The sequence below is a fragment of the Pseudomonas sp. MMS21 TM103 genome (assembly GCF_022132145.1).
Taxonomy (GTDB): Bacteria; Pseudomonadota; Gammaproteobacteria; order Pseudomonadales; family Pseudomonadaceae; genus Aquipseudomonas.
This window is the reverse complement of record NZ_JAJISP010000001.1, coordinates 1,326,401-1,349,608: the sequence shown is the minus strand read 5'-3', so window position 1 is coordinate 1,349,608 and position 23,208 is coordinate 1,326,401. Positions and strand designations below refer to the sequence as shown.

Annotated in this window: 22 protein-coding genes; 18 read left to right on the top strand and 4 right to left on the bottom strand. The window is 58.4% G+C overall.

The genetic code is table 11. The annotated features are described in order from the left end of the window. Positions 1 to 297: 297 nt before the first annotated feature. From gyrB to dnaA, 4 genes are read right to left on the bottom strand one after another with little or no spacing between them, the layout of a single operon-like run. Positions 298 to 2,715, bottom strand: a complete 2,418-nt coding sequence (gene gyrB, locus LJY18_RS06180; RefSeq protein ID WP_238040899.1) for a DNA topoisomerase (ATP-hydrolyzing) subunit B — start codon at positions 2,713 to 2,715, stop codon at positions 298 to 300. Between the two features lie 3 nt (positions 2,716 to 2,718). Beyond that, the gene (gene recF, locus LJY18_RS06175) at positions 2,719 to 3,822 is read right to left on the bottom strand and encodes a DNA replication/repair protein RecF (RefSeq protein WP_238040898.1); all 1,104 of its coding nucleotides are present in this window, start codon (positions 3,820 to 3,822) and stop codon (positions 2,719 to 2,721) included. A gap of 7 nt (positions 3,823 to 3,829) precedes the next feature. Continuing rightward, on the bottom strand, positions 3,830 to 4,933 hold the full coding sequence (gene dnaN / locus LJY18_RS06170; protein WP_238040897.1) for a DNA polymerase III subunit beta: 1,104 nt from the start codon (positions 4,931 to 4,933) through the stop codon (positions 3,830 to 3,832). Between the two features lie 32 nt (positions 4,934 to 4,965). Then, positions 4,966 to 6,420, bottom strand: coding sequence for a chromosomal replication initiator protein DnaA (dnaA, locus tag LJY18_RS06165; RefSeq protein ID WP_238040896.1), 1,455 nt, complete (start codon positions 6,418 to 6,420; stop codon positions 4,966 to 4,968). A gap of 522 nt (positions 6,421 to 6,942) precedes the next feature. On the opposite strand from dnaA, the gene rpmH reads away from it, so the two are divergent. The 18 genes from rpmH (at position 6,943) to LJY18_RS06075 (ending at position 23,145) form a co-directional block, all read left to right on the top strand. Further along, the gene (gene rpmH / locus LJY18_RS06160; RefSeq protein WP_002551315.1) at positions 6,943 to 7,077 is read left to right on the top strand and encodes a 50S ribosomal protein L34; all 135 of its coding nucleotides are present in this window, start codon (positions 6,943 to 6,945) and stop codon (positions 7,075 to 7,077) included. 14 nt (positions 7,078 to 7,091) lie between these two features. Beyond that, the gene (gene rnpA / locus LJY18_RS06155) at positions 7,092 to 7,493 is read left to right on the top strand and encodes a ribonuclease P protein component (RefSeq protein WP_238040895.1); all 402 of its coding nucleotides are present in this window, start codon (positions 7,092 to 7,094) and stop codon (positions 7,491 to 7,493) included. After that, positions 7,486 to 7,731 (top strand): membrane protein insertion efficiency factor YidD, encoded by a 246-nt coding sequence (gene yidD / locus LJY18_RS06150; RefSeq protein ID WP_238040894.1) that lies wholly within the window; start codon positions 7,486 to 7,488, stop codon positions 7,729 to 7,731. The genes rnpA and yidD overlap by 8 nt, the downstream gene beginning before the upstream one ends. Before the next feature lie 2 nt (positions 7,732 to 7,733). Then, positions 7,734 to 9,482: a membrane protein insertase YidC gene (gene yidC / locus LJY18_RS06145; protein WP_238040893.1), complete on the top strand. Its 1,749-nt coding sequence runs from the start codon at positions 7,734 to 7,736 to the stop codon at positions 9,480 to 9,482. A gap of 87 nt (positions 9,483 to 9,569) precedes the next feature. Further along, positions 9,570 to 10,937: a tRNA uridine-5-carboxymethylaminomethyl(34) synthesis GTPase MnmE gene (mnmE, locus tag LJY18_RS06140; RefSeq protein WP_238040892.1), complete on the top strand. Its 1,368-nt coding sequence runs from the start codon at positions 9,570 to 9,572 to the stop codon at positions 10,935 to 10,937. A 687-nt stretch (positions 10,938 to 11,624) separates the two neighbouring features. Then, positions 11,625 to 13,517 carry a tRNA uridine-5-carboxymethylaminomethyl(34) synthesis enzyme MnmG gene (gene mnmG / locus LJY18_RS06135; protein ID WP_238040891.1) on the top strand — a complete coding sequence of 631 codons (1,893 nt, stop codon included), beginning with the start codon at positions 11,625 to 11,627 and terminating at the stop codon, positions 13,515 to 13,517. Next, positions 13,517 to 14,164, top strand: coding sequence for a 16S rRNA (guanine(527)-N(7))-methyltransferase RsmG (gene rsmG, locus LJY18_RS06130; protein ID WP_238040890.1), 648 nt, complete (start codon positions 13,517 to 13,519; stop codon positions 14,162 to 14,164). The genes mnmG and rsmG overlap by 1 nt, the downstream gene beginning before the upstream one ends. Positions 14,165 to 14,176: 12 nt before the next feature. Beyond that, a complete protein-coding gene (locus LJY18_RS06125; protein WP_238040889.1) occupies positions 14,177 to 14,965 on the top strand; it encodes a ParA family protein in 789 nt (262 codons plus the stop codon). A gap of 10 nt (positions 14,966 to 14,975) precedes the next feature. Further along, the gene (locus LJY18_RS06120; protein WP_238040888.1) at positions 14,976 to 15,848 is read left to right on the top strand and encodes a ParB/RepB/Spo0J family partition protein; all 873 of its coding nucleotides are present in this window, start codon (positions 14,976 to 14,978) and stop codon (positions 15,846 to 15,848) included. Between the two features lie 147 nt (positions 15,849 to 15,995). After that, on the top strand, positions 15,996 to 16,403 hold the full coding sequence (locus LJY18_RS06115; RefSeq protein WP_238040887.1) for a F0F1 ATP synthase subunit I: 408 nt from the start codon (positions 15,996 to 15,998) through the stop codon (positions 16,401 to 16,403). Positions 16,404 to 16,417: 14 nt separating this feature from the next. Continuing rightward, a complete protein-coding gene (atpB, locus tag LJY18_RS06110; RefSeq protein ID WP_238040886.1) occupies positions 16,418 to 17,287 on the top strand; it encodes a F0F1 ATP synthase subunit A in 870 nt (289 codons plus the stop codon). A gap of 166 nt (positions 17,288 to 17,453) precedes the next feature. Beyond that, positions 17,454 to 17,711 carry a F0F1 ATP synthase subunit C gene (gene atpE, locus LJY18_RS06105; protein ID WP_003097235.1) on the top strand — a complete coding sequence of 86 codons (258 nt, stop codon included), beginning with the start codon at positions 17,454 to 17,456 and terminating at the stop codon, positions 17,709 to 17,711. Positions 17,712 to 17,768: 57 nt separating this feature from the next. Continuing rightward, positions 17,769 to 18,239 carry a F0F1 ATP synthase subunit B gene (locus LJY18_RS06100; protein WP_238040885.1) on the top strand — a complete coding sequence of 157 codons (471 nt, stop codon included), beginning with the start codon at positions 17,769 to 17,771 and terminating at the stop codon, positions 18,237 to 18,239. A 14-nt stretch (positions 18,240 to 18,253) separates the two neighbouring features. Continuing rightward, positions 18,254 to 18,790, top strand: a complete 537-nt coding sequence (locus tag LJY18_RS06095; RefSeq protein ID WP_238040884.1) for a F0F1 ATP synthase subunit delta — start codon at positions 18,254 to 18,256, stop codon at positions 18,788 to 18,790. Positions 18,791 to 18,811: 21 nt separating this feature from the next. Continuing rightward, on the top strand, positions 18,812 to 20,356 hold the full coding sequence (gene atpA, locus LJY18_RS06090; RefSeq protein ID WP_238040883.1) for a F0F1 ATP synthase subunit alpha: 1,545 nt from the start codon (positions 18,812 to 18,814) through the stop codon (positions 20,354 to 20,356). A 50-nt stretch (positions 20,357 to 20,406) separates the two neighbouring features. Further along, positions 20,407 to 21,267, top strand: coding sequence for a F0F1 ATP synthase subunit gamma (gene atpG, locus LJY18_RS06085; RefSeq protein WP_238040882.1), 861 nt, complete (start codon positions 20,407 to 20,409; stop codon positions 21,265 to 21,267). A gap of 30 nt (positions 21,268 to 21,297) precedes the next feature. Next, positions 21,298 to 22,674 carry a F0F1 ATP synthase subunit beta gene (gene atpD / locus LJY18_RS06080; RefSeq protein WP_238040881.1) on the top strand — a complete coding sequence of 459 codons (1,377 nt, stop codon included), beginning with the start codon at positions 21,298 to 21,300 and terminating at the stop codon, positions 22,672 to 22,674. Positions 22,675 to 22,716: 42 nt separating this feature from the next. Continuing rightward, entirely contained in the window at positions 22,717 to 23,145 is a 429-nt protein-coding gene (locus LJY18_RS06075) for a F0F1 ATP synthase subunit epsilon (protein WP_238040880.1), read from the top strand. Positions 23,146 to 23,208: the final 63 nt, after the last annotated feature.

The window sequence follows — 23,208 nt, the reverse complement described above, 5'->3', positions numbered from 1 at the left end:
AAATGAGCGGATGGTTGTACACACCGGCGTGGAAACTATTGGGCGCTGTTTACCCCGGCGGTCTGCAATATTTCTCTGCGGTTTCACCGCCCTCGGATTTTCTGCATTGCCGACACAGCTGATTTTCACTCGGTCCACAGTACACTCCAGCAGTACAGGAGCCTTGATCTCGCCACGCCACTCGTAACCCACTGATCATAAAATGAAAAACCCCGGCTTTTGGCCGGGGTTTTTCGTTCTGCTCATGACAACAAATGCGCACAAACAGGTCAGTTCATGCGCCCGTCGACACCAGGATCAGAAGTCCAGATTGGAAACCGCCAAGGCGTTGGCCTCGATGAATTCGCGGCGGGGTTCTACAGCATCGCCCATCAAGGTATTGAAGATCTGATCCGCACCAATGGCGTCTTCGATCGTCACCTTGAGCATGCGCCGTACTTCGGGATCCATGGTGGTTTCCCACAACTGGTTCGGGTTCATTTCACCGAGTCCCTTGTAGCGCTGAATGCTATGGCGCTTGGTACTTTCGGTCATCAGCCAGCCCAAGGCGTCCTTGAAGGTGGTTACTGCCTTCTTGCGCTCGCCGCGCTGCACGTACGCGTCCTCCTCCAGCAGACTGTTCAACTGGTCGCCCAAGCTGGTAACGGTCTTGTAGTCGTTGCTGGCAAAGAAGTCGCGATTGAAGGTGATATAGCTGGAGACCCCGTGGGAAATCAGCTCGACCTGCGGTAACCACAGGTGACGCTCCGGGTCTTCATGCAGGCTGGTCTTGTACCCCAGACCGGACTTCTCCATGCCTTTCAGACGTGCATCCAGCAGGTCTAGCCAGGCTTGCATGGCGTCCTTGTCCGCCAACTGTTCGGTACTGACGCGGGGAATGTAGACGAAATGTTCAGTCAGCTCGATCGGGTACAGCCGCGACAAGCGATTGAGGGTCTTCATGACCAGGCGGTAGTCGTTGACCAGCCGCTCCAGCGACTCGCCTGACAAGCCGGGTGCACTTTCGTTGACATGCAGGCTGGCATCTTCCAGGGCCGACTGGGTCATGTATTCCTCCATGGCCTCGTCGTCCTTGATGTACTGCTCCTGCTTACCCTTCTTGACCTTGTACAGCGGTGGCTGGGCGATATAGATGTAGCCGCGCTCGACCAGTTCCGGCAACTGTCGGAAGAAGAAGGTCAGCAGCAGGGTACGGATGTGCGAACCGTCGACGTCGGCGTCGGTCATGATGATGATGTTGTGATAGCGCAGCTTGTCGATGTTGTATTCATCGCGGCCGATACCACAGCCCAGCGCGGTGATCAGGGTGCCGACTTCCTGGGAGGAAATCATCTTGTCGAAACGGGCTTTCTCGACGTTGAGGATCTTGCCCTTGAGCGGCAGGATTGCCTGGGTCTTGCGGTTACGGCCCTGCTTGGCAGAACCGCCCGCGGAGTCCCCTTCCACTATGTAGAGTTCGGACAGCGCTGGATCCTTTTCCTGACAGTCGGCCAGTTTGCCGGGCAGGCCGGCGATATCCAGGGCGCCTTTACGCCGGGTCATCTCACGTGCTTTACGCGCGGCCTCACGGGCACGGGCGGCATCGATCATCTTGCCGACCACGGCCTTGGCTTCGCCTGGATTCTCCAGCAGGAAGTCGGAGAAGTGCTTGCCCATTTCCTGCTCGACCGCGGTTTTGACCTCGGAGGAGACCAGCTTGTCCTTGGTCTGCGAGCTGAACTTGGGGTCCGGCACTTTGACCGAGATAATCGCGGTCAGACCTTCGCGGGCATCGTCGCCGGTGGTGGCGATCTTGTGCTTCTTGGCCAGACCTTCCTGCTCGATGTAGGCATTCAGGTTACGCGTCAGCGCCGAACGGAAGCCCGCCAAGTGGGTGCCGCCATCGCGCTGGGGAATATTGTTGGTGAAGCACAGCAGGTTCTCGTTGAAGCTGTCGTTCCACTGCAACGCCACTTCCACGCCGATGCCGTCTTCACGTTGGATGCTGAAGTGGAACACCTGGTTTACCGCAGTCTTGTTGACGTTGAGGTATTCGACGAAGGCGCGCAAACCGCCTTCGTACTTGAACAGCTCTTCCTTGCCGCTGCGCTCGTCCTTGAGGACGATGCCCACGCCGGAGTTGAGGAACGACAGTTCGCGCAGGCGCTTGGCCAGAATATCCCAGCTGAAATGGATATTAGCGAAGGTCTGCGAGGACGGCTTGAAGTGAATCTGGGTACCCGTGGTGTCGGTGTCGCCAACGATGCGCATGGGTTCTTGTGGCACACCATGCACATAGGTCTGCTCCCAGATGTGGCCACTGCGGCGCACGGTGAGCAGCAGATGCTCGGAAAGGGCGTTGACCACTGAGACCCCAACACCGTGCAGACCACCGGAAACCTTGTAGGAGTTGTCATCGAACTTACCGCCGGCATGCAACACGGTCATGATGACCTCGGCGGCGGAAATGCCTTCCTCTTTATGGATATCTACCGGGATGCCACGACCGTTGTCGCTCACACTGATGGATTCATCGGGGTGAATGGTGATGGTGATGTCGCTGCAATGTCCCGCCAGAGCTTCGTCAATCGAGTTGTCGACCACCTCGAATACCATGTGGTGCAGACCGCTGCCATCATCGGTATCGCCGATGTACATGCCAGGTCGCTTGCGTACGGCATCCAGGCCTTTCAAGACCTTGATGTTATTGGAGTCGTACGTTTGGTTTTCGCTCATGCTTCACTCCCGGTGGTCATCGGTCTGGGTGATACGGCCATGTTCCACGTGGAACATGGCAACGGGCGTATCCGTGCGCCAGCCTTCCCTCAACAATTCATGGTCTACACAGGTGATGAACACCTGGCAGTGCAAGTCTTCTAACAAACGACACAAGGCGCGGCGATGCTGCTCATCCAGTTCTGACGGCAAGTCATCCACCAGATAAATACATTGCCCGCGCTTGGCCTGATTAACCAAATGGCCCTGAGCAATGCGCAGGGCACAAATAACCAGCTTCTGTTGGCCTCGCGACAATATCTCCGCGGCACTATGGGCTGCCAGACGCAATCTGAGATCCGCGCGCTGGGGGCCGGCCTGGGTATGACCTATTTGCTGATCACGGAGAAGGGAAGTGGCCAGCACTTCATTCAGCTCGCGGTCCTTGTCCCAGCCGCGGTAATAACTGAGGGTCAAGCCTTCCAGCTCCAACAGCTCGCTTAGCGTGCGTTCGAACACCGGTTTCAAGGCCTTGATATAGGCCCTGCGGTAACCATCAATCTCGTCGCTGGCCAGGCAAAGCTCACGGTCCCAGGCCGCCTGCGAAGCGGCGTCAAGTGTACCATGCCGCAGCCACGAGTTCCGCTGCCGCAGGGCCTTCTGCAGGCGCTGCCAGGCCGGCATAAAGCGAGGTTCCACGTGGAACACTCCCCAATCGAGAAACTGCCGGCGAACCTTGGGCGCGCCTTCAAGAAGGCGGAAACTATCCGGGTTGATCAATTGCAATGGCAGCGCTTCAGCCAACTGGGCAGCACTGCGCGCATTCTGCCCATCGATGCGAATCTGCAACTCGCCCTGACGATCACGGGAAATTCCCAAACTGCTTTGCCGGCCATCGGCCAGTTGCACTTCACCGAAAACCGTACAAGCCTGTTGCTCGTACTGAATCATTGGCAGTAGTCGTGTGCTGCGAAATGATCGGGCCAAACCGAGCAGATGCACGGCTTCCAGCAAACTGGTTTTGCCGCTGCCATTGGCGCCGTGGAGGATATTGATACGCGGGGAGGGGGAGAGGGTCACCGGGTGCAAATTGCGCACCGCGGTAACCATGATGCGGGTGAGGGACATTTAGCAGTTACAGACGCATGGGCATAACGACATAGGCGGAATCGTCGTTATCGGCCTCCTGCACCAGGGCACTGCTATTGGAGTCGGACAGAATCAGGCGCACCTGATCAGTCGTCATCACACCCAGCACATCGAGCAGGTAGCTGACATTGAAACCGATCTCCAACTGGTTGCCGTTGTAGTCCACGGCAATCTCTTCTTCGGCCTCTTCCTGCTCCGGGTTGTTGGCCTGGATTTTCAGCAGGCCAGCCGCCAGTTGCAAACGAATACCGCGGTACTTTTCGTTGGAGAGAATAGCCGTGCGGCTGAACGCTTCGCGCAGCCCCTGACGATCGGCGACCACCAATTTGTCACCACCGCGCGGCAGCACACGTTCGTAATCGGGAAACTTGCCGTCAACCAGTTTGGAGGTGAAGGTGAACTCGCCGGTGGTCGCACGAATATGATGCTGGCCCAGGACGATACTGACGTTGGCATCCTGCTCGGTCAGCAGACGAGCCAACTCGAGAATGCCTTTGCGCGGCACTATCACCTGATGCCGTTCGGTTTGCTCGATCTCGGCGGCCATCGAACACATGGCCAGGCGATGACCATCGGTGGCAACTGCACGCAGAATACCCGTCTGGACTTCCAGCAACATGCCATTGAGGTAATAGCGCACGTCTTGCTGCGCCATGGCAAAACTGGTGCGTTCGATCAGGCGGCGCAGTCTGCTTTGGCTCAGGCTAAGGGTCAGCGAACCCGGTCCTTCCTCGACTGTGGGGAAGTCATTGGCCGGCAGGGTCGACAGGGAGAAACGGCTACGTCCGGCCTTGACCAGCAACTTCTGATCATCGACGCGGATATCGATCAGCGCATCATTCGGCAGGCTTTTGCAGATATCCATCAGCTTGCGCGCCGGTACGGTGATTTCACCGGGCTCGGCCGGCTCTTCCAGGCTTACGCGGCCCACCAACTCGACTTCGAGATCGGTACCGGTCAGCGACAGTTGCTGGCCTTCGACCACCAGCAGCACATTGGACAGCACCGGCAAGGTCTGGCGGCGTTCCACGACGCCGGCGACCAGTTGCAGTGGTTTCAACAAGGCTTCGCGTTGAATAGTGAAATGCATGGTCTAGTCCCTTGCCTAGTGGAGTGGCGTATTCAAGTGGTCAACGTACGCAGCAGATTCTTGTAATCCTCGCGGATATCCGCGTCGGATTCCTTCAGTTCAGCAATCTTACGGCAAGCATGCAATACCGTGGTGTGATCGCGGCCGCCGAAGGCATCACCAATCTCCGGCAGGCTGTGGTTGGTCAGTTCCTTCGACAGTGCCATCGCCACTTGCCGCGGTCTTGCCACCGAGCGTGAACGGCGTTTCGAGAGCAGATCGGAGATCTTGATCTTGTAGTACTCGGCCGTGGTGCGCTGGATATTGTCGATGCTGACCAGCTTGTCTTGCAGCGCCAACAGATCCTTCAGCGATTCACGGATCAACTCGATGGTGATGTCACGGCCCATGAAGTGCGAATGCGCGATTACTCGCTTGAGCGCGCCTTCCAGCTCGCGCACGTTGGAACGAATGCGCTGGGCAATGAAGAACGCCGCGTCGTGAGGCAGATCAACTTTGGCCTGATCGGCCTTCTTCATCAGGATCGCCACCCGGGTTTCCAACTCAGGCGGTTCGACCGCCACCGTCAGGCCCCAACCGAAGCGCGATTTCAGGCGCTCTTCCAGGCCTTCGATTTCCTTCGGGTAGCGGTCACTGGTCAGAATCACCTGTTGGCCACCCTCAAGCAGCGCGTTGAAGGTGTGGAAGAACTCCTCCTGAGAGCGTTCTTTCTTGGCGAAAAACTGAATGTCGTCGATCAGCAAGGCATCCACCGAACGGTAGAAACGCTTGAACTCGTTGATCGCATTCAACTGCAGTGCCTTGACCATATCGGCAACGAAGCGCTCGGAATGCAGGTACACGACCTTGGCATTCGGGTTCTTCTGCAACAGATGATTACCCACCGCGTGCATCAAGTGGGTCTTACCCAGCCCCACGCCGCCATAAAGGAACAGCGGGTTGTAACCGTGCTTGGGGTTGTCCGCCACCTGCCAGGCCGCCGCGCGGGCCAACTGGTTGGACTTGCCCTCAACGAAATTGTCGAAGGTGAAGGTACGGTTCAGGTAGCTGGTGTGCTTGAGCCCGCCTTCCACCTGGACCGTGCGCTCAGTGCGCGCAGGAGCGGTCTGGCTGGCAGCCCCGGCCATGGGGTCAAAACTGGAGCGCGATGGCTCTGACAGCGCAGGGGCGGCCCTCGGCGCGGCCGCTGGCGTACTGGTCACAACTGGCGCCGGAGCGGCAGCCACGCGAGGAGCGCTGCTGCGTTTGCTGCCTATCAATAAGGACAGTGACGGCATCATGCCGTTGGTGCGTTCGGCGAGCAATTCCAGCAGCCGGGTCAGGTACTTTTCATTGACCCAGTCAAGCACGAAACGGTTCGGCGCATAGACGCGAAGCTCGTCGCCTGCGGCTTCGACCTGCAGCGGTCGGATCCAGGTATTGAATTGCTGGGCAGGCAGTTCATCGCGCAGAAGCTCTACGCACTGCTGCCAAAGTTCAACGGACACGGATAACCCCTAAATAGGAAAGCGGCGAGGCAAAAAACAGCCGCCATTGTAGCGGCCGAAGAGCGAGTTATCCACACGTAACGATCGCTCTGCTGAGATACCTGACGTCGGCCATGGCCCTTACCACTGGTCGATAATTGCAGATTCAAGTCTGTGGATAACCCCGCTTAAGCCCGGCGGATAAGCCTGGGCATAAGTGGTGCATGAACCCTGCTGTGGATAACATGGCATTCCATCCCCAGCTTATCCGCTGCCTTCACACAGCTGCAGCACCTCTTCCTGACAGACTTACCCTGCCGCGTAAGCAGCATGGATAAAGGGCTTAGGGCACTTATGCACAGAAAAACGGCTTACTAATAGTAGTTAACATTACAGAAAAGCTTTAAATATTCTCTTCTCTATATTTCTTTATTAACGAAAATGCTGGTTGGAAATTGACCTGACCCTCGTGATTCTCTAGAATCGCCGGTCTCTTAAAACGGGGGCCATTCCGGCCCGTAGTCGACAGCCAGGTAACACGCCATGAAACGCACTTTCCAACCCAGCACTATCAAACGCGCTCGCACTCACGGTTTCCGTGCTCGTATGGCCACCAAGAACGGCCGTGCTGTCCTGTCGCGTCGCCGCGCCAAGGGCCGTAAGCGTCTCGCCGTCTAAATTTCGGTATCGTGGTGAGTCGAGACTTCAGTCGGGAAAAGCGTCTGCTAACCCCCCGACAATTCAAGGCAGTCTTCGACTCCCCTAGCGGCAAAGTTCCGGGCAAAAATGTCCTGCTGCTGGCGCGCAACAACCAGCTTGACCACCCCCGTCTGGGTCTGGTGATCGGCAAGAAGAGCGTCAAGCTCTCGGTTGAGCGCAATCGCCTGAAACGCCAGATCCGCGAATCGTTCCGCCTCCACCAGGACAACCTGGTTGGTTGGGACATCGTAGTGGTTGCGCGAAAAGGCCTGGGCGATCTGCAGAATGCCGAACTGGCTCACCAGTTCGGCAAGCTCTGGAAACGCCTCGCACGCAACAAACCAAACCCGGAAACTTCTACCCCTATCGGGATAAACGACAGTCCCCATGCGTAAACTGGCCTTGGTTCCAATCCAGTTCTACCGCTATGCCATCAGTCCTTTGATGGCCAGTCACTGTCGTTTTTATCCAAGCTGCTCCTGCTACGCGCATGAAGCCATTGAACAACAAGGCCTCATGCGTGGTGGCTGGCTGGCATTGCGCCGGCTCGGCCGCTGTCACCCGTGGAATCCCGGTGGCTACGACCCGGTTCCCCCCGCGAAAACCTCCCGTTCCTCTTCGATGGCCGAATAATCATGGATATTCAACGCTCGATCCTGATCGTCGCCCTGGCAATCGTGTCCTATATGATGGTTCTCAATTGGAACCAGGACTACGGTCAAGCTGCCCTGCCGACTCAGACTGCAGCAGTCAGCAGTAATGTTCCGAGCTTGCCGGATACCACTGCCCGCGCCCAAACCGCCAGCGGTGACGACATACCGACTGCAGCCCCTGCCGCCGAATCAGGCTCCATCAGCGTTGCCCCAGTGGCCGTCAGTGACCAACTGATTCGAGTGAAAACCGACGTCCTGGATCTGGCCATCGATCCACGTGGCGGTGATGTGGTGGAGCTGCGGTTGCCGCAGTACCCGCGCCGCCAAGACCACCCGGAGGTGCCTTTCCAGCTGTTCGATAACGGCAGCGAACGCACCTACCTGGCGCAAAGCGGTTTGATTGGCGCTAGCGCACCGGACAGATCCAGCGGCCGTGCCCTGTGGAGCAGCGACAAGCAGAGTTATGAATTGGCCGAAGGCCAGGACCAGCTGCAGGTAGACCTCAAGCTCAGCGAAGACGGCGTCAATTACATCAAACGCTTCACCTTCACCCGTGGCCTGAACCCCGAGTGCTCGGCCACTGAACAACAGCAGAAAAAGCCGGGGTGCGTAGATCCCGCGTCTTACCAGATGACCGTCAGCTACCTGATCGATAACCAGAGTGGCAAAGCGTGGAGCGGCAATATGTTCGCCCAGCTCAAGCGCGATGGCAGTGACGATCCCTCTTCGACCACTGCCACTGGCACCGCTACCTACCTGGGTGGCGCGCTCTGGACAGCCGACGAGCCGTACAAAAAAGTGTCGATGAAAGATATCGACAAGCAAGTCTTCAAAGAAACCGTCGAAGGAGGCTGGGTTGCCTGGCTGCAGCACTATTTTGTCACTGCCTGGATTCCTGAAAAAGGCACCACCAACCAAGTACAGACCCGCAAGGATAGCCAAGGCAATTACATTGTCGGCTTTACCGGCCCGGCCGTTCAGGTTGCTCCCGGCGCCCAAGGCGAAATCAGTGCCATTCTGTATGCCGGCCCGAAACTTCAGGGTCATCTGAAAACCCTGTCCCCCGGACTGGAGTTGACTGTCGACTACGGCATTCTGTGGTTCCTCGCCCAACCGATCTTCTGGTTGCTGGAACATATCCACAGCATCCTGGGTAACTGGGGCTGGTCGATCATCGTCCTGACCGTCATCATCAAGCTGATCTTCTTCCCACTGTCTGCCGCCAGCTACAAGTCGATGGCGCGCATGCGTGCCGTAGCGCCGAAACTGGCGCTGTTGAAAGAGCAGCACGGTGACGATCGGCAGAAGATGTCCCAGGCGATGATGGAGCTGTACAAGAAAGAGAAGATCAACCCCCTGGGCGGTTGCTTGCCGATTCTGGTTCAGATGCCGGTGTTCCTCGCGCTCTACTGGACCCTGCTGGAAAGCGTGGAGATGCGCCAGGCTCCCTGGATGTTCTGGATTACCGACCTGGCGATCAAGGATCCGTTCTTCATCCTGCCGATCATCATGGGCGCCACCATGTTCATCCAGCAGCAGCTCAACCCGACGCCGCCGGATCCGATGCAGGCCAAGGTGCTGAAGCTGATGCCGATCATCTTCACCTTCTTCTTCCTCTGGTTCCCGGCCGGTCTGGTGCTGTACTGGGTGGTCAACAACGTCTTGTCGATCGCCCAGCAGTGGTACATTACCCGCAAGATCGAAGCGGCGACCAAGGCGGCTGCGGCCTGATCAGTCGGAGCGCCTAAGCTCTAGCAAGCCGTTACCCAAGACGCCCCCATCGTGGGGCGTCTTGCTATCCAGCGTTTGGAGTCCAGCATGTCAGCAGTCCGTGAAACCATTGCCGCCGTCGCTACCGCCCAGGGCCGCGGTGGTGTCGGCATCGTGCGGGTCTCGGGCCCCCTGGCCGGGCAACTGGCCCTGGCGATTTGCCAGCACCAACTGAAACCCCGCTATGCCCATTACGGGCCTTTTTTTGCCGATGCCGAGCAGGTGCTGGATGAGGGCCTGGCCCTGTACTTTCCCGGCCCCAACTCCTTTACCGGCGAGGATGTACTGGAACTGCAAGGCCACGGCGGTCCGGTGGTGCTCGACTTGCTCCTGCGCCGTTGCCTGCAACTCGGCGCGCGCCAGGCACGTCCCGGTGAGTTCAGCGAGCGTGCATTCCTCAATGACAAACTCGACCTGGCCCAGGCCGAAGCGATTGCCGACCTGATCGAAGCCAGCTCGGAACAGGCCGCGCGAAATGCCTTACGTTCGCTACAAGGCGAGTTCTCGCGTCGCGTGTATGGCCTGACCGAACGCCTGATCAGCCTGCGCATCTACGTCGAGGCGGCCATCGACTTTCCCGAAGAGGAAATCGACTTTCTTGCCGATGGCCATGTGCTCAGCCTGCTCGAGGGCGTACGCACAGATCTGGCCGAGGTGCTGCGCGAAGCAGGACAAGGCGCGCTGTTGCGCGATGGCATGACAGTGGTGATCGCCGGTCGGCCGAATGCCGGTAAATCCAGTTTGCTCAATGCCCTGGCCGGGCGTGAAGCCGCCATAGTCACCGAGATCGCCGGCACCACCCGCGACGTCCTGCGCGAACATATCCACATCGATGGCATGCCGTTGCATGTCGTGGATACCGCCGGCTTGCGCGACACCCAGGATCAAGTGGAAAAGATCGGCGTCGAGCGCGCACTTAAAGCCATTGGCGAAGCCGACCGTATTCTCCTGGTGGTCGATGCCACTGCTCCAGAAGCCGACGACCCCTTCTCGCTATGGCCTGAATTTCTCGCTCAGCGCCCCGCCCCGGGCAAAGTCACCCTGATTCGCAACAAGGCTGATCTGTCGGGCGAAGCCATTGCCCTGGAAGTCGGCAGCGATGGCCATGTAACCATCAGCCTCTCGGCCAGATCCAGCGACGGTCTCGACCTGTTGCGCGAGCACCTGAAAGCCTGCATGGGCTATGAACAGACTGCCGAGAGCAGCTTCAGTGCCCGCAGGCGCCATCTGGAGGCGTTACGCCTCGCTGCAACCCATCTCGACCACGGTCACGCTCAGCTGACCCTGGCAGGGGCCGGTGAGCTGCTCGCCGAAGACCTGCGCCTGGCGCAACAGTCTCTGGGGGAGATCACCGGTGCGTTCAGCTCCGACGACCTGCTCGGACGGATCTTCTCCAGCTTCTGTATCGGCAAGTAGCTAGCGCCTTGCCCACGGTGAGCTGGGCGGTACTCCGTTTCAGCTCGACCGCGCTGCAGAACCCGGCTACGCAAACCCCGTAGAGCGCAGCGATAGCACTCGCTGCCACAACATCGATCAGCCCTGCTGGCTAACGCCTTCAGCTCCTGCGGCTGATAGAAATATCCCCCTCTGCGTTTACCCGATCCTGCGACCTGGGCGAGCCGTCCTGCCCAACGACTTCACGTTTGCATCCTTCGGGCAGTCGTTATCTTAGCCAAATACGGTTTTATATTCGGTTATTTTCTCGTCTAAGCCCTGTGGAAAACCGTGCCTGAGCCCAGTCCATAACCCGGTGATAAAACTGAGGATAAATGCCCCTGTGGATAACCATCACTTTAATCCACAGGCTGTCTACGGCTACCCAACAGGCTAACGGCAGGATCATCACAGCCTTTTGAAACGCTGCAGGGCACATGAGCATTGGGCTGCAGCGATCTATCCACAGAAAAGCGCTCCGTACTTTATAAACATAAAAACAAAGATCTATATAAATCTATTCTTTTATTCTTTATTAACCGGACGCTCTGGGAGAGCCAAGGCAGGCTGGCTATTTTTTGTGCAAAAGGCTTCTTTCACACCGGCTAAATCCCTATACTCGCCGGCTTTCCGGCTTTTCAAAGCTTCTCAACAGGCACGAGGTGCGTGGTGGATTTCCCTTCCCGTTTTCAGGTGATCGTGATCGGCGGTGGTCATGCCGGCACCGAGGCTGCTTTGGCAGCGGCACGCATGGGGGTAAAAACCCTGCTGCTGACCCATAACGTGGAAACCCTTGGCCAGATGAGCTGCAATCCAGCCATCGGCGGGATTGGCAAAAGCCACCTAGTCAAGGAAATCGACGCCCTGGGCGGCGCCATGGCAACCGCCACCGACAAGGCCGGCATCCAGTTCCGCGTGCTCAACAGCCGCAAGGGCCCTGCCGTTCGCGCCACTCGCGCCCAGGCCGATCGGGTGCTGTACAAGGCGGCAATTCGCGAAACCCTGGAAAACCAGGCCAACCTGTGGATATTTCAGCAGGCCGCGGATGACCTGATCGTCGAGAACGACCAAGTCAAAGGCGTGGTCACCCAGATGGGGCTGCGGATATTCGCCGATTCGGTGGTGTTGACCACCGGCACCTTCCTCGGTGGACTTATCCACATCGGCATGCAGAACTATTCCGGCGGCCGCGCTGGTGATCCACCATCGATTGCCCTGGCCCAGCGCTTACGCGAATTGCCGCTGCGGGTCGGTCGCCTGAAGACCGGCACTCCGCCACGCATCGATGGCCGCTCGGTGGACTTTTCCGTGATGACCGAGCAACCCGGCGATACGCCGATTCCGCTCATGTCGTTCCTCGGAACACGTGAGCAGCATCCGCCTCAGGTCAGTTGCTGGATCACCCATACCAATGCGCGGACCCACGAGATCATTGCCGCCAATCTCGATCGTTCGCCGATGTATTCCGGGTTGATCGAAGGCGTCGGGCCGCGTTACTGCCCATCGATCGAAGACAAGATCCACCGGTTTGCCGACAAGGACAGCCATCAGGTATTTATCGAGCCTGAGGGGCTGACCACCCATGAGCTTTATCCCAACGGGATTTCCACGTCGTTGCCATTCGACGTGCAATTGCAGCTGGTGCGTTCGATCCGCGGCATGGAAAACGCCCATATCGTGCGTCCGGGCTACGCCATCGAGTACGACTACTTCGATCCGCGTGACCTGAAATACAGCCTGGAAACCAAGGTCATCGCCGGTTTGTTCTTTGCCGGCCAGATCAATGGCACCACCGGTTACGAAGAAGCCGGCGCCCAAGGTCTGCTCGCCGGGGCCAATGCCGCGTTGCGTGCGCAGGGCAAAGACAGCTGGTGCCCGCGCCGCGACGAAGCCTACCTCGGCGTTTTGGTCGACGACCTGATCACCCTGGGCACCCAGGAGCCGTATCGCATGTTCACTTCGCGGGCCGAATACCGGCTGATCCTGCGCGAAGACAACGCCGACCTGCGCCTGACCGAAAAAGGCCGTGAGCTGGGCCTGGTCGATGATCACCGCTGGGCCGCATTCGAGATCAAGCGTGAAGCCATCGCGGTGGAAGAACAGCGCCTGAAAAGTACCTGGGTCAGGCCCGGTACGCCCCAGGGCGATGCGATTGCCGCGCATTTCGGTACGCCGCTGACCCACGAGTACAACCTGCTCAACCTGTTGTCGCGCCCGGAGATCGATTACCTCGGTCTGGTCGAACTGACCGGCGCAGGGGCAGAAGACCCGCAAGTCGCCGAGCAGGTCGAGATCAAGACCAAGTACGCCGGCTACATCGATCGTCAGCAGGATGAAATCGCCCGGCTGCGCGCCAGCGAAGACACCCAATTGCCTGCGGATATCGATTACAACGGGATTTCCGGCCTGTCCAAGGAGATCCAGCACAAGCTTGGCAACACTCGTCCTGAAACCCTCGGCCAGGCTTCGCGGATTCCCGGGGTCACCCCGGCGGCGATTTCCCTGCTGCTGATCCACCTGAAAAAACGCGGAGCTGGTCGCCAGCTGGAGCAAAGCGCCTGATGTCTGTGGTAACCAGCAAGCACGCCGAAGAACTGGCGCAAGGCGCCCTCGAGCTGGGCGTCGAGGTATCAGCATTGCAGCAGGAACAGCTGCTGGCCTATCTGGCGCTGCTGATCAAGTGGAACAAGGCCTACAACCTCACCGCGGTGCGCGACCCGGACGAAATGGTTTCGCGCCACCTGCTCGACAGCCTGAGTGTGCAGCCCTTCGTCTTTGATGCTGGGGATAACTGGCTGGACGTCGGCAGTGGCGGCGGTATGCCGGGCATTCCTCTGGCCATCCTGTTCCCCGAGCGGCAGTTCACCCTGCTCGACTCCAACGGCAAGAAAACCCGCTTTCTCACCCAGGTGAAGCTGGAGCTGAAACTGAGCAACCTGGAAGTTATCCACAGCCGGGTCGAGGCCTTCAAGCCGCAGCAGGCGTTCAGCGGTATCGTCTCCCGTGCGTTCAGCAGCCTCGAGGATTTTGCCAACTGGACCCGCCATCTCGGTGATGGCCAGTGCCAGTGGTTGGCCATGAAGGGCGTGCATCCGGATGACGAACTGCAAGCCCTGCCGGCCGACTTCCGCCTGGCAGCCACCCATGTGCTCAAGGTTCCCGGTTGCCAAGGTCAGCGTCATCTGCTGATACTGCGTCGCTCGGTCTAGGGGGAACGCAACATGGCTAAAGTATTCGCAATCGCCAACCAGAAAGGCGGCGTGGGCAAGACCACCACCTGCATCAATCTGGCGGCCTCGCTGGTTGCGACCAAGCGCCGCGTACTGCTGATCGATCTTGATCCACAGGGCAACGCGACCATGGGCAGCGGTGTGGATAAGCATGCCCTGGAGCATTCGATCTACGACGTGTTGATCGGTGAATGCAACCTGATCGAGGCCATGCAATATTCCGAGCACGGCGGTTACCAGTTGCTGCCGGCCAACCGTGACCTGACGGCTGCGGAAGTTGGCCTGCTGGAAATGAAAATGAAGGAAAGTCGCCTGCGTAACGCCCTGGCGCCAATCCGCGAGAACTACGACTACATCCTCATCGACTGCCCGCCGGCGCTGTCGATGCTCACGGTCAATGCCCTGGTGGCCGCCGATGGGGTGATCATCCCCATGCAATGCGAGTATTTCGCCCTGGAAGGCTTGAGCGACCTGATCAACAGCATTCAGCGCATTGCGCAAATGCTCAATCCTTCGCTGAAGATCGAAGGCCTGCTGCGCACCATGTACGACCCACGTATCAGCCTGACCAACGATGTATCGGCGCAGCTCAAGCAGCATTTCCCCGACACGCTGTATCAAACCGTTATCCCGCGCAACATTCGCCTAGCCGAGGCCCCCAGCTACGGCATGCCGGCGCTGGTCTATGACAAGCAATCCCGTGGCGCCATTGCCTACCTGGCCTTGGCTGGCGAACTAGTTCGCCGTCAGCGCGCCGGCGCCCACACCGCAACCGCATAAGGAACTCCGCATGGCCGTCAAGAAACGAGGGCTGGGACGAGGCTTGGACGCCCTGCTGGGGGGCACCACCGTCACTGCTCTGCAGGAAGAAGCCGCCCAGGTCGATAGCCGCGAGCTGCAATACGTGCCACTGGACCTGATCCAGCGCGGCAAGTACCAACCGCGCCGCGACATGGATGCCACCGCGCTGGAGGAACTGGCACAGTCGATCAAGGCCCAGGGTGTCCTGCAACCGATCGTGGTGCGGCCGATTGGCGAAGGCCGTTTCGAGATCGTCGCCGGAGAACGGCGCTGGCGTGCCTGCCAGCAGGCTGGCCTGGACAAGATCCCGGCGATGGTGCGCGAACTGCCCGACGAGGCGGCGATTGCCATGGCGCTGATCGAGAATATCCAGCGTGAAGACCTCAACCCGATCGACGAGGCCGTTGCCCTGCAACGGCTGCAGCAGGAATTCCAGCTGACCCAGCAGCAGGTGGCTGAGGCCGTGGGCAAATCCCGCGTGACCATCACCAACCTGCTGCGCCTGATCGGTCTGCCGGACGAGATCAAGACCCTGCTGTCCCATGGTGACCTGGAGATGGGCCATGCGCGCGCTCTGCTTGGTTTGCCAGCGGAGCAACAGGTCGAAGGGGCGCGACACGTTGTCGCACGCGGGCTGACAGTGCGGCAAACCGAAGCCCTGGTTCGCCAGTGGTTGAGTGGCAAGGACAAGCCGGTTGTGACGCCCAAGACCGACCCGGATATCAGTCGCCTGGAACAGCGTCTGGCTGAGCGCCTGGGCTCTCCGGTGCAGATCAAGCACGGACAGAAGGGCAAAGGTCAACTGGTGATTCGTTACAGCTCGCTGGATGAATTGCAGGGTGTTCTGGCCCACATTCGCTGAAACAATTGACCATGTAGCAGGTTCACGGAAATCACTACCTGACAGTTGAACCGTGGGACTTGCGCCCCTATACTTTGCGCGCTTTTGTCGGCAGGAAATATGCCAAGTCGTTGATTTAAGGCGGCCGACGCCGTAGGGACTGTGACGATGGATGTTCGCAAGCCAAATCGCACGCCCTTTCATCGTTTAGCGGTGTTTCCGGTCTTGCTGACCCAGTTGGCTGTACTACTGTTAGCGGCTGCGGTGCTGTATGTCACACGCGGAGCAGTTAGTGGTTATTCGGGGTTGTGCGGTGGCCTGATTGCCTGGTTGCCGAATTTGTACTTTGCCCACAAGGCGTTCCGTTTCAGTGGAGCGCGGGCCGCCCAGGCGATAGTCCGGTCTTTTTATGCCGGTGAAGCGGGCAAACTGATTTTGACGGCAGTGCTATTTGCACTGACGTTTGCAGGTGTGAAGCCATTGGATGCGCTGGCAGTATTCGGCGTATTCCTGTTGACCCAGTTGGTCAACTGGTTCTCACCCTTGCTAATGAAAATAAGATTTTTAAGACCTTAGCGCTCGAGGGATATATGGCAGCTGCAGAAACCGCTTCGGGTTATATCCAGCATCATTTGACCAACCTGACCTATGGTCAGCACCCGGTTAATGGCTGGAGCTTTGCCCACAACGTCAGGGAAGCTCAAGAAATGGGCTTCTGGGCATTCCATGTCGATACCCTGTTGGTGTCGGTGGTGCTCGGCCTGCTTTTCATTCTGTTGTTCCGCGCTGCAGCCAAGCGCGCCACTTCCGGGCAACCGGGTGGTCTGCAGAATTTAGTCGAAGTCCTGGTTGAGTTCGTCGATGGCAGTGTCAAAGACACTTTCCATGGTCGCAACGCACTGATCGCACCGCTGGGTCTGACCATCTTCGTCTGGGTCTTCCTGATGAACTTCATGGACCTGATCCCGGTGGATTGGCTGCCGCTGCTGGCCGCGACCCTCGTCGGCGACCCGCACCTGTACTTCCGCGTGGTGCCGACCACCGATCCGAACGCGACCCTGGGCCTGGCCCTGTCGGTGTTCGCCCTGATCCTCTACTACAGCATCAAGGTCAAGGGTATCGGCGGTTTCATCGGTGAGCTGACCCTGCACCCGTTTGGCAGCAAGAACGTTCTGGTCCAGGCCCTGTTCGTGCCGGTCAACTTGCTGCTTGAGTTGGTGACCCTGATCGCCAAGCCGATTTCCCTGGCGCTGCGTCTGTTCGGTAACCTCTACGCCGGCGAGCTGATCTTCATCCTTATCGCAGTCATGTTCAGCGGCGGCTTGCTGCTGGGCGGTCTGGGTATCGTCTTGCAGTGGGCGTGGGCGGTGTTCCACATCCTGATCATCGTGCTGCAAGCGTTCATCTTCATGATGCTGACCATCGTCTACCTGTCGATGGCGCACGAAGACAACCACTAAGGGCGCAATGCGCATCCTCGATGCCCTTCCCCTCCGGGGAAACGGCAGATGAGGCTGCGCTCTGCTCGAGGTGGACGCCCGCAAGGGCAACACAGGCAATGATTTAGCTTTACCGCTTTACCTTAGAAAACCTTAAACCAATACGACATAAAAGTCGGGAGGAAAGATGGAAACTGTAGTTGGTCTGACCGCGATCGCTGTAGCACTGCTGATTGGCCTGGGTGCCCTGGGTACCGCCATTGGTTTCGGCCTGCTGGGCGGCAAGTTCCTGGAAGGCGCAGCGCGTCAGCCGGAAATGGTACCGATGCTGCAAGTTAAAATGTTCATCGTCGCCGGTCTGCTCGACGCCGTGACCATGATCGGTGTTGGTATCGCACTGTTCTTCACCTTCGCGAACCCCTTCGTTGGTCAAATTGCAGGCTAATCACTCGAGTATTCGAGTGGATTGGTTTGATGGACAACGAACGAGCGAGGTGTTGGCGTGAACATTAATGCAACCCTGATTGGCCAGTCCGTTGCCTTCTTCATCTTCGTGCTGTTCTGCATGAAGTTCGTGTGGCCTCCGGTCATTACGGCTTTGCAGGATCGTCAGAAGAAGATTGCAGATGGACTGGACGCTGCCAGCCGTGCGGCTCGTGACCTGGAGTTGGCCCAAGATAAAGTGGCCCAACAACTGCGCGAAGCCAAAGGCCAAGCAGCCGAAATCATTGAGCAAGCCAAGAAGCGTGGATCCCAGATCGTCGACGAAGCCCGTGACCAGGCCCGTGTCGAAGCTGACCGCGTGAAGGCTCAGGCTCAGGCCGAGATCGAACAGGAACTGAACAGCGTCAAAGACGCCTTGCGTGCCCAAGTGGGTAGCCTGGCCGTCAGCGGTGCCGAGAAGATCCTGGGCAAATCTATCGACCAAAACGCGCATGCGGAGCTGGTTTCCAAACTGGCAGCCGAAATTTAAGCGAGGGCGCGATCATGGCAGAACTGACCACGCTGGCCCGACCTTACGCCAAGGCTGCCTTTGAGTATGCCCAGGCCCACCAGCAACTGGCCTCTTGGTCAGCCATGCTCGGCCTGGCTGCTGCGGTGTCGCAAGACGACACCATCCAGCGCATGCTCGGGGCTCCGCGTCTGACGAGTACAGATAAGTCCACCACCTTCAACGAGGTGTGTGGTGACAAGTTCGACGCCCAGGTACGCAATTTCATTCACATTGTCGCCGAAAACGATCGCCTGGCCTTGCTGCCGGAGATCGCCGATCTGTTCGAGCTGTACAAAGCCGAACAGGAAAAATCGGTCGACGTGGATGTCACCAGTGCCTTTGCATTGAGCGATGAACAGCAAGACAAACTCGCCAAGGTTCTCAGTGCACGGCTCAACCGGGAAGTGCGCCTGCATGCAACGGAGGATGCCAGCCTTATCGGTGGTGTCGTAATCCGCGCCGGCGACCTGGTTATCGATGGCTCAGTTCGCGGCAAAATCGCGAAGCTGGCCGAAGCATTGAAATCTTGAGTTTGAAGGGGCAGCAGAGCTATGCAGCAACTCAATCCTTCCGAAATAAGTGAAATCATCAAGGGCCGCATCGACAAGCTCGATGTTGCCTCGCAAGCCCGTAACGAAGGCACTGTCGTCAGCGTATCCGACGGTATTGTGCGCATTCACGGTCTCGCCGACGTTATGTACGGTGAAATGATCGAGTTCCCGGGTGCCGTTTACGGCATGGCGATGAACCTTGAGCGCGACTCTGTCGGCGCCGTGGTTCTCGGTGCCTATCAGTCGTTGGCTGAAGGCATGAGCGCCAAGTGCACCGGCCGCATCCTCGAAGTTCCGGTTGGTCCGGAACTGCTGGGTCGCGTAGTCGATGCCCTGGGTAACCCGGTTGACGGTAAAGGCCCGCTGAACAACGTCGCTACCGACGCGGTTGAGAAGGTTGCACCGGGCGTGATCTGGCGTAAGTCGGTCGACCAACCGGTGCAAACCGGTTACAAGGCCGTCGATGCCATGATCCCGGTTGGCCGTGGCCAGCGCGAGCTGATCATCGGTGACCGTCAGATCGGTAAAACCGCTCTGGCGATCGATGCCATCATCAACCAGAAGAACAGCGGCATTAAGTGTGTCTACGTAGCAATTGGTCAGAAGCAATCGACTATCGCCAACGTGGTGCGCAAGCTGGAAGAAAACGGCGCCTTGGCTAACACCATCATCGTCGCGGCCAGTGCTTCCGAATCCGCTGCGCTGCAATTCATTGCACCGTACTCCGGTTGCACCATGGGCGAATACTTCCGCGACCGTGGCGAAGACGCGCTGATCGTGTATGACGATCTGTCCAAGCAAGCCGTGGCTTACCGCCAGATTTCCCTGCTGCTGCGCCGTCCGCCAGGCCGTGAAGCCTACCCGGGCGACGTGTTCTATCTCCACAGCCGTCTGCTGGAGCGCGCATCGCGCGTGTCCGAAGAGTATGTCGAGAAGTTCACCAATGGCGAAGTGAAAGGCAAGACCGGTTCCTTGACCGCTCTGCCGATCATCGAAACCCAGGCTGGCGACGTTTCCGCGTTCGTTCCGACCAACGTGATCTCGATCACCGACGGTCAGATCTTCCTGGAATCGGCCATGTTCAACTCCGGCATTCGCCCGGCAGTGAACGCCGGTGTTTCGGTTTCCCGCGTAGGTGGTGCCGCTCAGACCAAGATCATCAAGAAGCTTTCCGGTGGTATCCGTACCGCTCTGGCTCAGTACCGTGAATTGGCGGCTTTCGCCCAGTTCGCTTCTGACCTGGACGAAGCCACCCGCAAGCAGCTTGAGCATGGTCAGCGCGTTACCGAGCTGATGAAGCAGAAGCAATACGCGCCGATGTCCATCGCCGACATGTCGCTGTCCCTGTACTCGGCCGAACGTGGCTACCTGCAGGACATCGAAATCGTCAAAATCGGCAGCTTCGAACAAGCTCTGATTGCTTACTTCAACCGCGATCACGCCGACTTGATGGCGAAGATCAACGTGAAGGGTGACTTCAATGACGAAATCGACGCTGGCCTCAAAGCCGGTATCGAGAAGTTCAAGGCCACCCAAACCTGGTAAGCCGCAGCGGAGGTCTTATGACCTCCGCCTGCTAACCCGATAGGTGTCAAATGGCAGGCGCAAAAGAGATTCGCAGCAAGATTGCGAGCATCAAAAGCACGCAAAAGATCACCAGCGCCATGGAAAAGGTAGCTGTCAGCAAGATGCGCAAGGCTCAAATGCGCATGTCTGCCAGCCGTCCTTACGCGGAGCGCATCCGCCAGGTGATTGGTCATCTGGCCAACGCCAACCCGGAATACCGTCACCCGTTCATGATCGAGCGCGAAGTAAAGCGCGTTGGTTATGTGGTGGTGAGCAGTGACCGTGGCTTGTGTGGTGGCCTCAATACCAACCTGTTCAAGGCCCTGGTCAAGGACATGGTGGTAAACCGCGAACAAGGTGTAGAGATCGACCTCTGCGTGATTGGTGGCAAGGGTGCGGCTTTCTTCCGCAGCTTTGGTGGCAATGTCGTTGCTGCGATCAGCCACCTGGGCGAAGAACCGTCGATCAATGATCTGATCGGTAGCGTCAAGGTCATGCTCGATGCGTACCTCGATGGCCGCATCGACCGTTTGTCCGTGGTCTCGAACAAGTTCGTCAACACCATGACGCAACAGCCGACAGTGGAACAGTTGATTCCCCTGGTGGCTGATTCGGATCAACAGCTCAAGCATCACTGGGACTATCTCTATGAACCCGATGCCAAGGAGCTGCTGGACGGCTTGATGGTGCGCTACGTGGAGTCGCAGGTGTACCAGGCGGTGGTCGAGAACAACGCGGCTGAACAAGCGGCGCGGATGATCGCGATGAAGAACGCTACCGACAACGCCGGTGATCTGATCAGCGATTTGCAGCTGATCTACAACAAGGCACGTCAGGCGGCGATCACCCAAGAGATCTCGGAAATCGTTGGCGGCGCAGCCGCGGTCTGATACCGGTTCAAATATTCAGAGGATCCAGCTATGAGTAGCGGACGTATCGTACAAATCATCGGCGCCGTGATCGACGTGGAATTCCCACGCGATCAGGTTCCGAGCATCTACAACGCGCTGAAAGTACAAGGCGCGGAAACCACTCTGGAAGTTCAGCAACAGCTGGGCGACGGCGTGGTTCGTACCATTGCGATGGGTTCTACCGAAGGCTTGAAGCGCGGTCTGGACGTTATCGACTCTGGCGCTGCCATCTCCGTACCGGTCGGTAAAGCGACCCTGGGCCGGATCATGGACGTACTCGGTAACCCGATCGACGAAGCCGGTCCGATTGGCGAAGAAGAGCGTTGGGGCATTCACCGTCCTGCGCCGTCCTTCGCTGAACAAGCGGGCGGCAACGACCTGCTGGAAACCGGCATCAAGGTTATCGACCTGATCTGCCCGTTCGCCAAAGGCGGTAAAGTCGGCCTGTTCGGTGGTGCCGGTGTCGGCAAGACCGTAAACATGATGGAGCTGATCCGTAACATCGCCATCGAGCACAGCGGTTATTCCGTGTTCGCCGGTGTGGGCGAGCGTACCCGTGAGGGTAACGACTTCTACCACGAGATGAAGGACTCCAACGTTCTCGACAAGGTAGCCCTGGTTTACGGTCAGATGAACGAGCCACCAGGCAACCGTCTGCGCGTAGCACTGACCGGCCTGACCATGGCCGAGAAGTTCCGTGACGAAGGTAACGACGTTCTGCTGTTCGTCGACAACATCTACCGTTACACCCTGGCCGGTACCGAAGTATCCGCTCTGCTGGGCCGTATGCCTTCCGCCGTGGGCTATCAGCCGACGCTGGCTGAGGAAATGGGTATCCTGCAAGAGCGTATTACCTCGACCAAGAACGGTTCGATCACCTCGATTCAGGCCGTTTACGTACCTGCGGATGACTTGACTGACCCGTCCCCGGCGACCACCTTCGCCCACTTGGACGCCACCGTCGTACTGTCCCGTGACATCGCCTCCCTGGGTATCTACCCAGCGGTCGACCCGCTCGACTCCACCTCGCGTCAGCTTGACCCGAACGTGATCGGTCAAGAGCACTACGACACCGCGCGTGGCGTGCAGTACGTGCTGCAGCGTTACAAGGAACTTAAGGACATCATCGCGATCCTGGGTATGGACGAGCTGTCGGAAACCGACAAGCAGTTGGTATCCCGTGCGCGTAAGATCCAGCGCTTCCTGTCGCAGCCGTTCTTCGTCGCCGAAGTCTTCACCGGTTCGCCTGGCAAGTACGTTTCCCTGAAGGACACCATCGCTGGTTTCAGCGGTATTCTGAAAGGTGATTACGATCACCTGCCGGAGCAGGCGTTCTACATGGTCGGCGGCATCGAAGAAGCCATCGAGAAAGCGAAGAAACTGTAATCACCCGTGCGCCCGGAGACGGGCGCTTTTGTGAGGCTAGATATGGCTATGACAGTCCATTGCGACATCGTCAGCGCAGAAGGCGAAATATTCTCCGGTCTGGTCGAGATGGTGATTGCGCACGGCAACCTGGGCGATCTGGGTATCGCTCTGGGTCACGCGCCGCTGATCACCGACCTCAAGCCGGGCCCGATTCGTCTGGTCATGCCGGGTGGCGAAACCGAGGTGTACTACATCTCTGGTGGCTTTCTTGAAGTGCAGCCGAACATGGTCAAGGTTCTTGCCGACACCGTGCAGCGTGCTGCCGACCTCGACGAAGCCTCTGCTCAGGAAGCCGTCAAGGCTGCCGAGAAGGCCCTGCATGAAAAAGGCGCCGAGTTCGACTACGGTTCCGCCGCCGCTCGTCTGGCCGAGGCCGCAGCTCAGCTGCGCACCGTCCAGCAGCTGCGCAAGAAGTACGGCGGCAGCTGATACCAAGCTAGACGTTGCACTTCATCGAAAGTCAGTAAAAGGGTAGCCTTGGCTACCCTTTTT

Bases quoted from the DNA above. Each gene is read 5' to 3' on its own strand.
- mnmE (WP_238040892.1), top strand. From the start codon at position 9,570: ATGTCAGCAGTCCGTGAAACCATTGCCGCCGTCGCTACCGCCCAGGGC.
- LJY18_RS06095 (WP_238040884.1), top strand. From the start codon at position 18,254: ATGGCAGAACTGACCACGCTGGCCCGACCTTACGCCAAGGCTGCCTTT.
- atpB (WP_238040886.1), top strand. From the start codon at position 16,418: ATGGCAGCTGCAGAAACCGCTTCGGGTTATATCCAGCATCATTTGACC.
- atpG (WP_238040882.1), top strand. From the start codon at position 20,407: ATGGCAGGCGCAAAAGAGATTCGCAGCAAGATTGCGAGCATCAAAAGC.
- dnaN (WP_238040897.1), bottom strand. From the start codon at position 4,933: ATGCATTTCACTATTCAACGCGAAGCCTTGTTGAAACCACTGCAACTG.
- yidC (WP_238040893.1), top strand. From the start codon at position 7,734: ATGGATATTCAACGCTCGATCCTGATCGTCGCCCTGGCAATCGTGTCC.
- atpA (WP_238040883.1), top strand. From the start codon at position 18,812: ATGCAGCAACTCAATCCTTCCGAAATAAGTGAAATCATCAAGGGCCGC.
- LJY18_RS06120 (WP_238040888.1), top strand. From the start codon at position 14,976: ATGGCCGTCAAGAAACGAGGGCTGGGACGAGGCTTGGACGCCCTGCTG.
- atpD (WP_238040881.1), top strand. From the start codon at position 21,298: ATGAGTAGCGGACGTATCGTACAAATCATCGGCGCCGTGATCGACGTG.
- LJY18_RS06075 (WP_238040880.1), top strand. From the start codon at position 22,717: ATGGCTATGACAGTCCATTGCGACATCGTCAGCGCAGAAGGCGAAATA.
- rsmG (WP_238040890.1), top strand. From the start codon at position 13,517: ATGTCTGTGGTAACCAGCAAGCACGCCGAAGAACTGGCGCAAGGCGCC.
- rpmH (WP_002551315.1), top strand. From the start codon at position 6,943: ATGAAACGCACTTTCCAACCCAGCACTATCAAACGCGCTCGCACTCAC.
- LJY18_RS06125 (WP_238040889.1), top strand. From the start codon at position 14,177: ATGGCTAAAGTATTCGCAATCGCCAACCAGAAAGGCGGCGTGGGCAAG.
- yidD (WP_238040894.1), top strand. From the start codon at position 7,486: ATGCGTAAACTGGCCTTGGTTCCAATCCAGTTCTACCGCTATGCCATC.
- atpE (WP_003097235.1), top strand. From the start codon at position 17,454: ATGGAAACTGTAGTTGGTCTGACCGCGATCGCTGTAGCACTGCTGATT.
- gyrB (WP_238040899.1), bottom strand. From the start codon at position 2,715: ATGAGCGAAAACCAAACGTACGACTCCAATAACATCAAGGTCTTGAAA.
- LJY18_RS06115 (WP_238040887.1), top strand. From the start codon at position 15,996: ATGGATGTTCGCAAGCCAAATCGCACGCCCTTTCATCGTTTAGCGGTG.
- recF (WP_238040898.1), bottom strand. From the start codon at position 3,822: ATGTCCCTCACCCGCATCATGGTTACCGCGGTGCGCAATTTGCACCCG.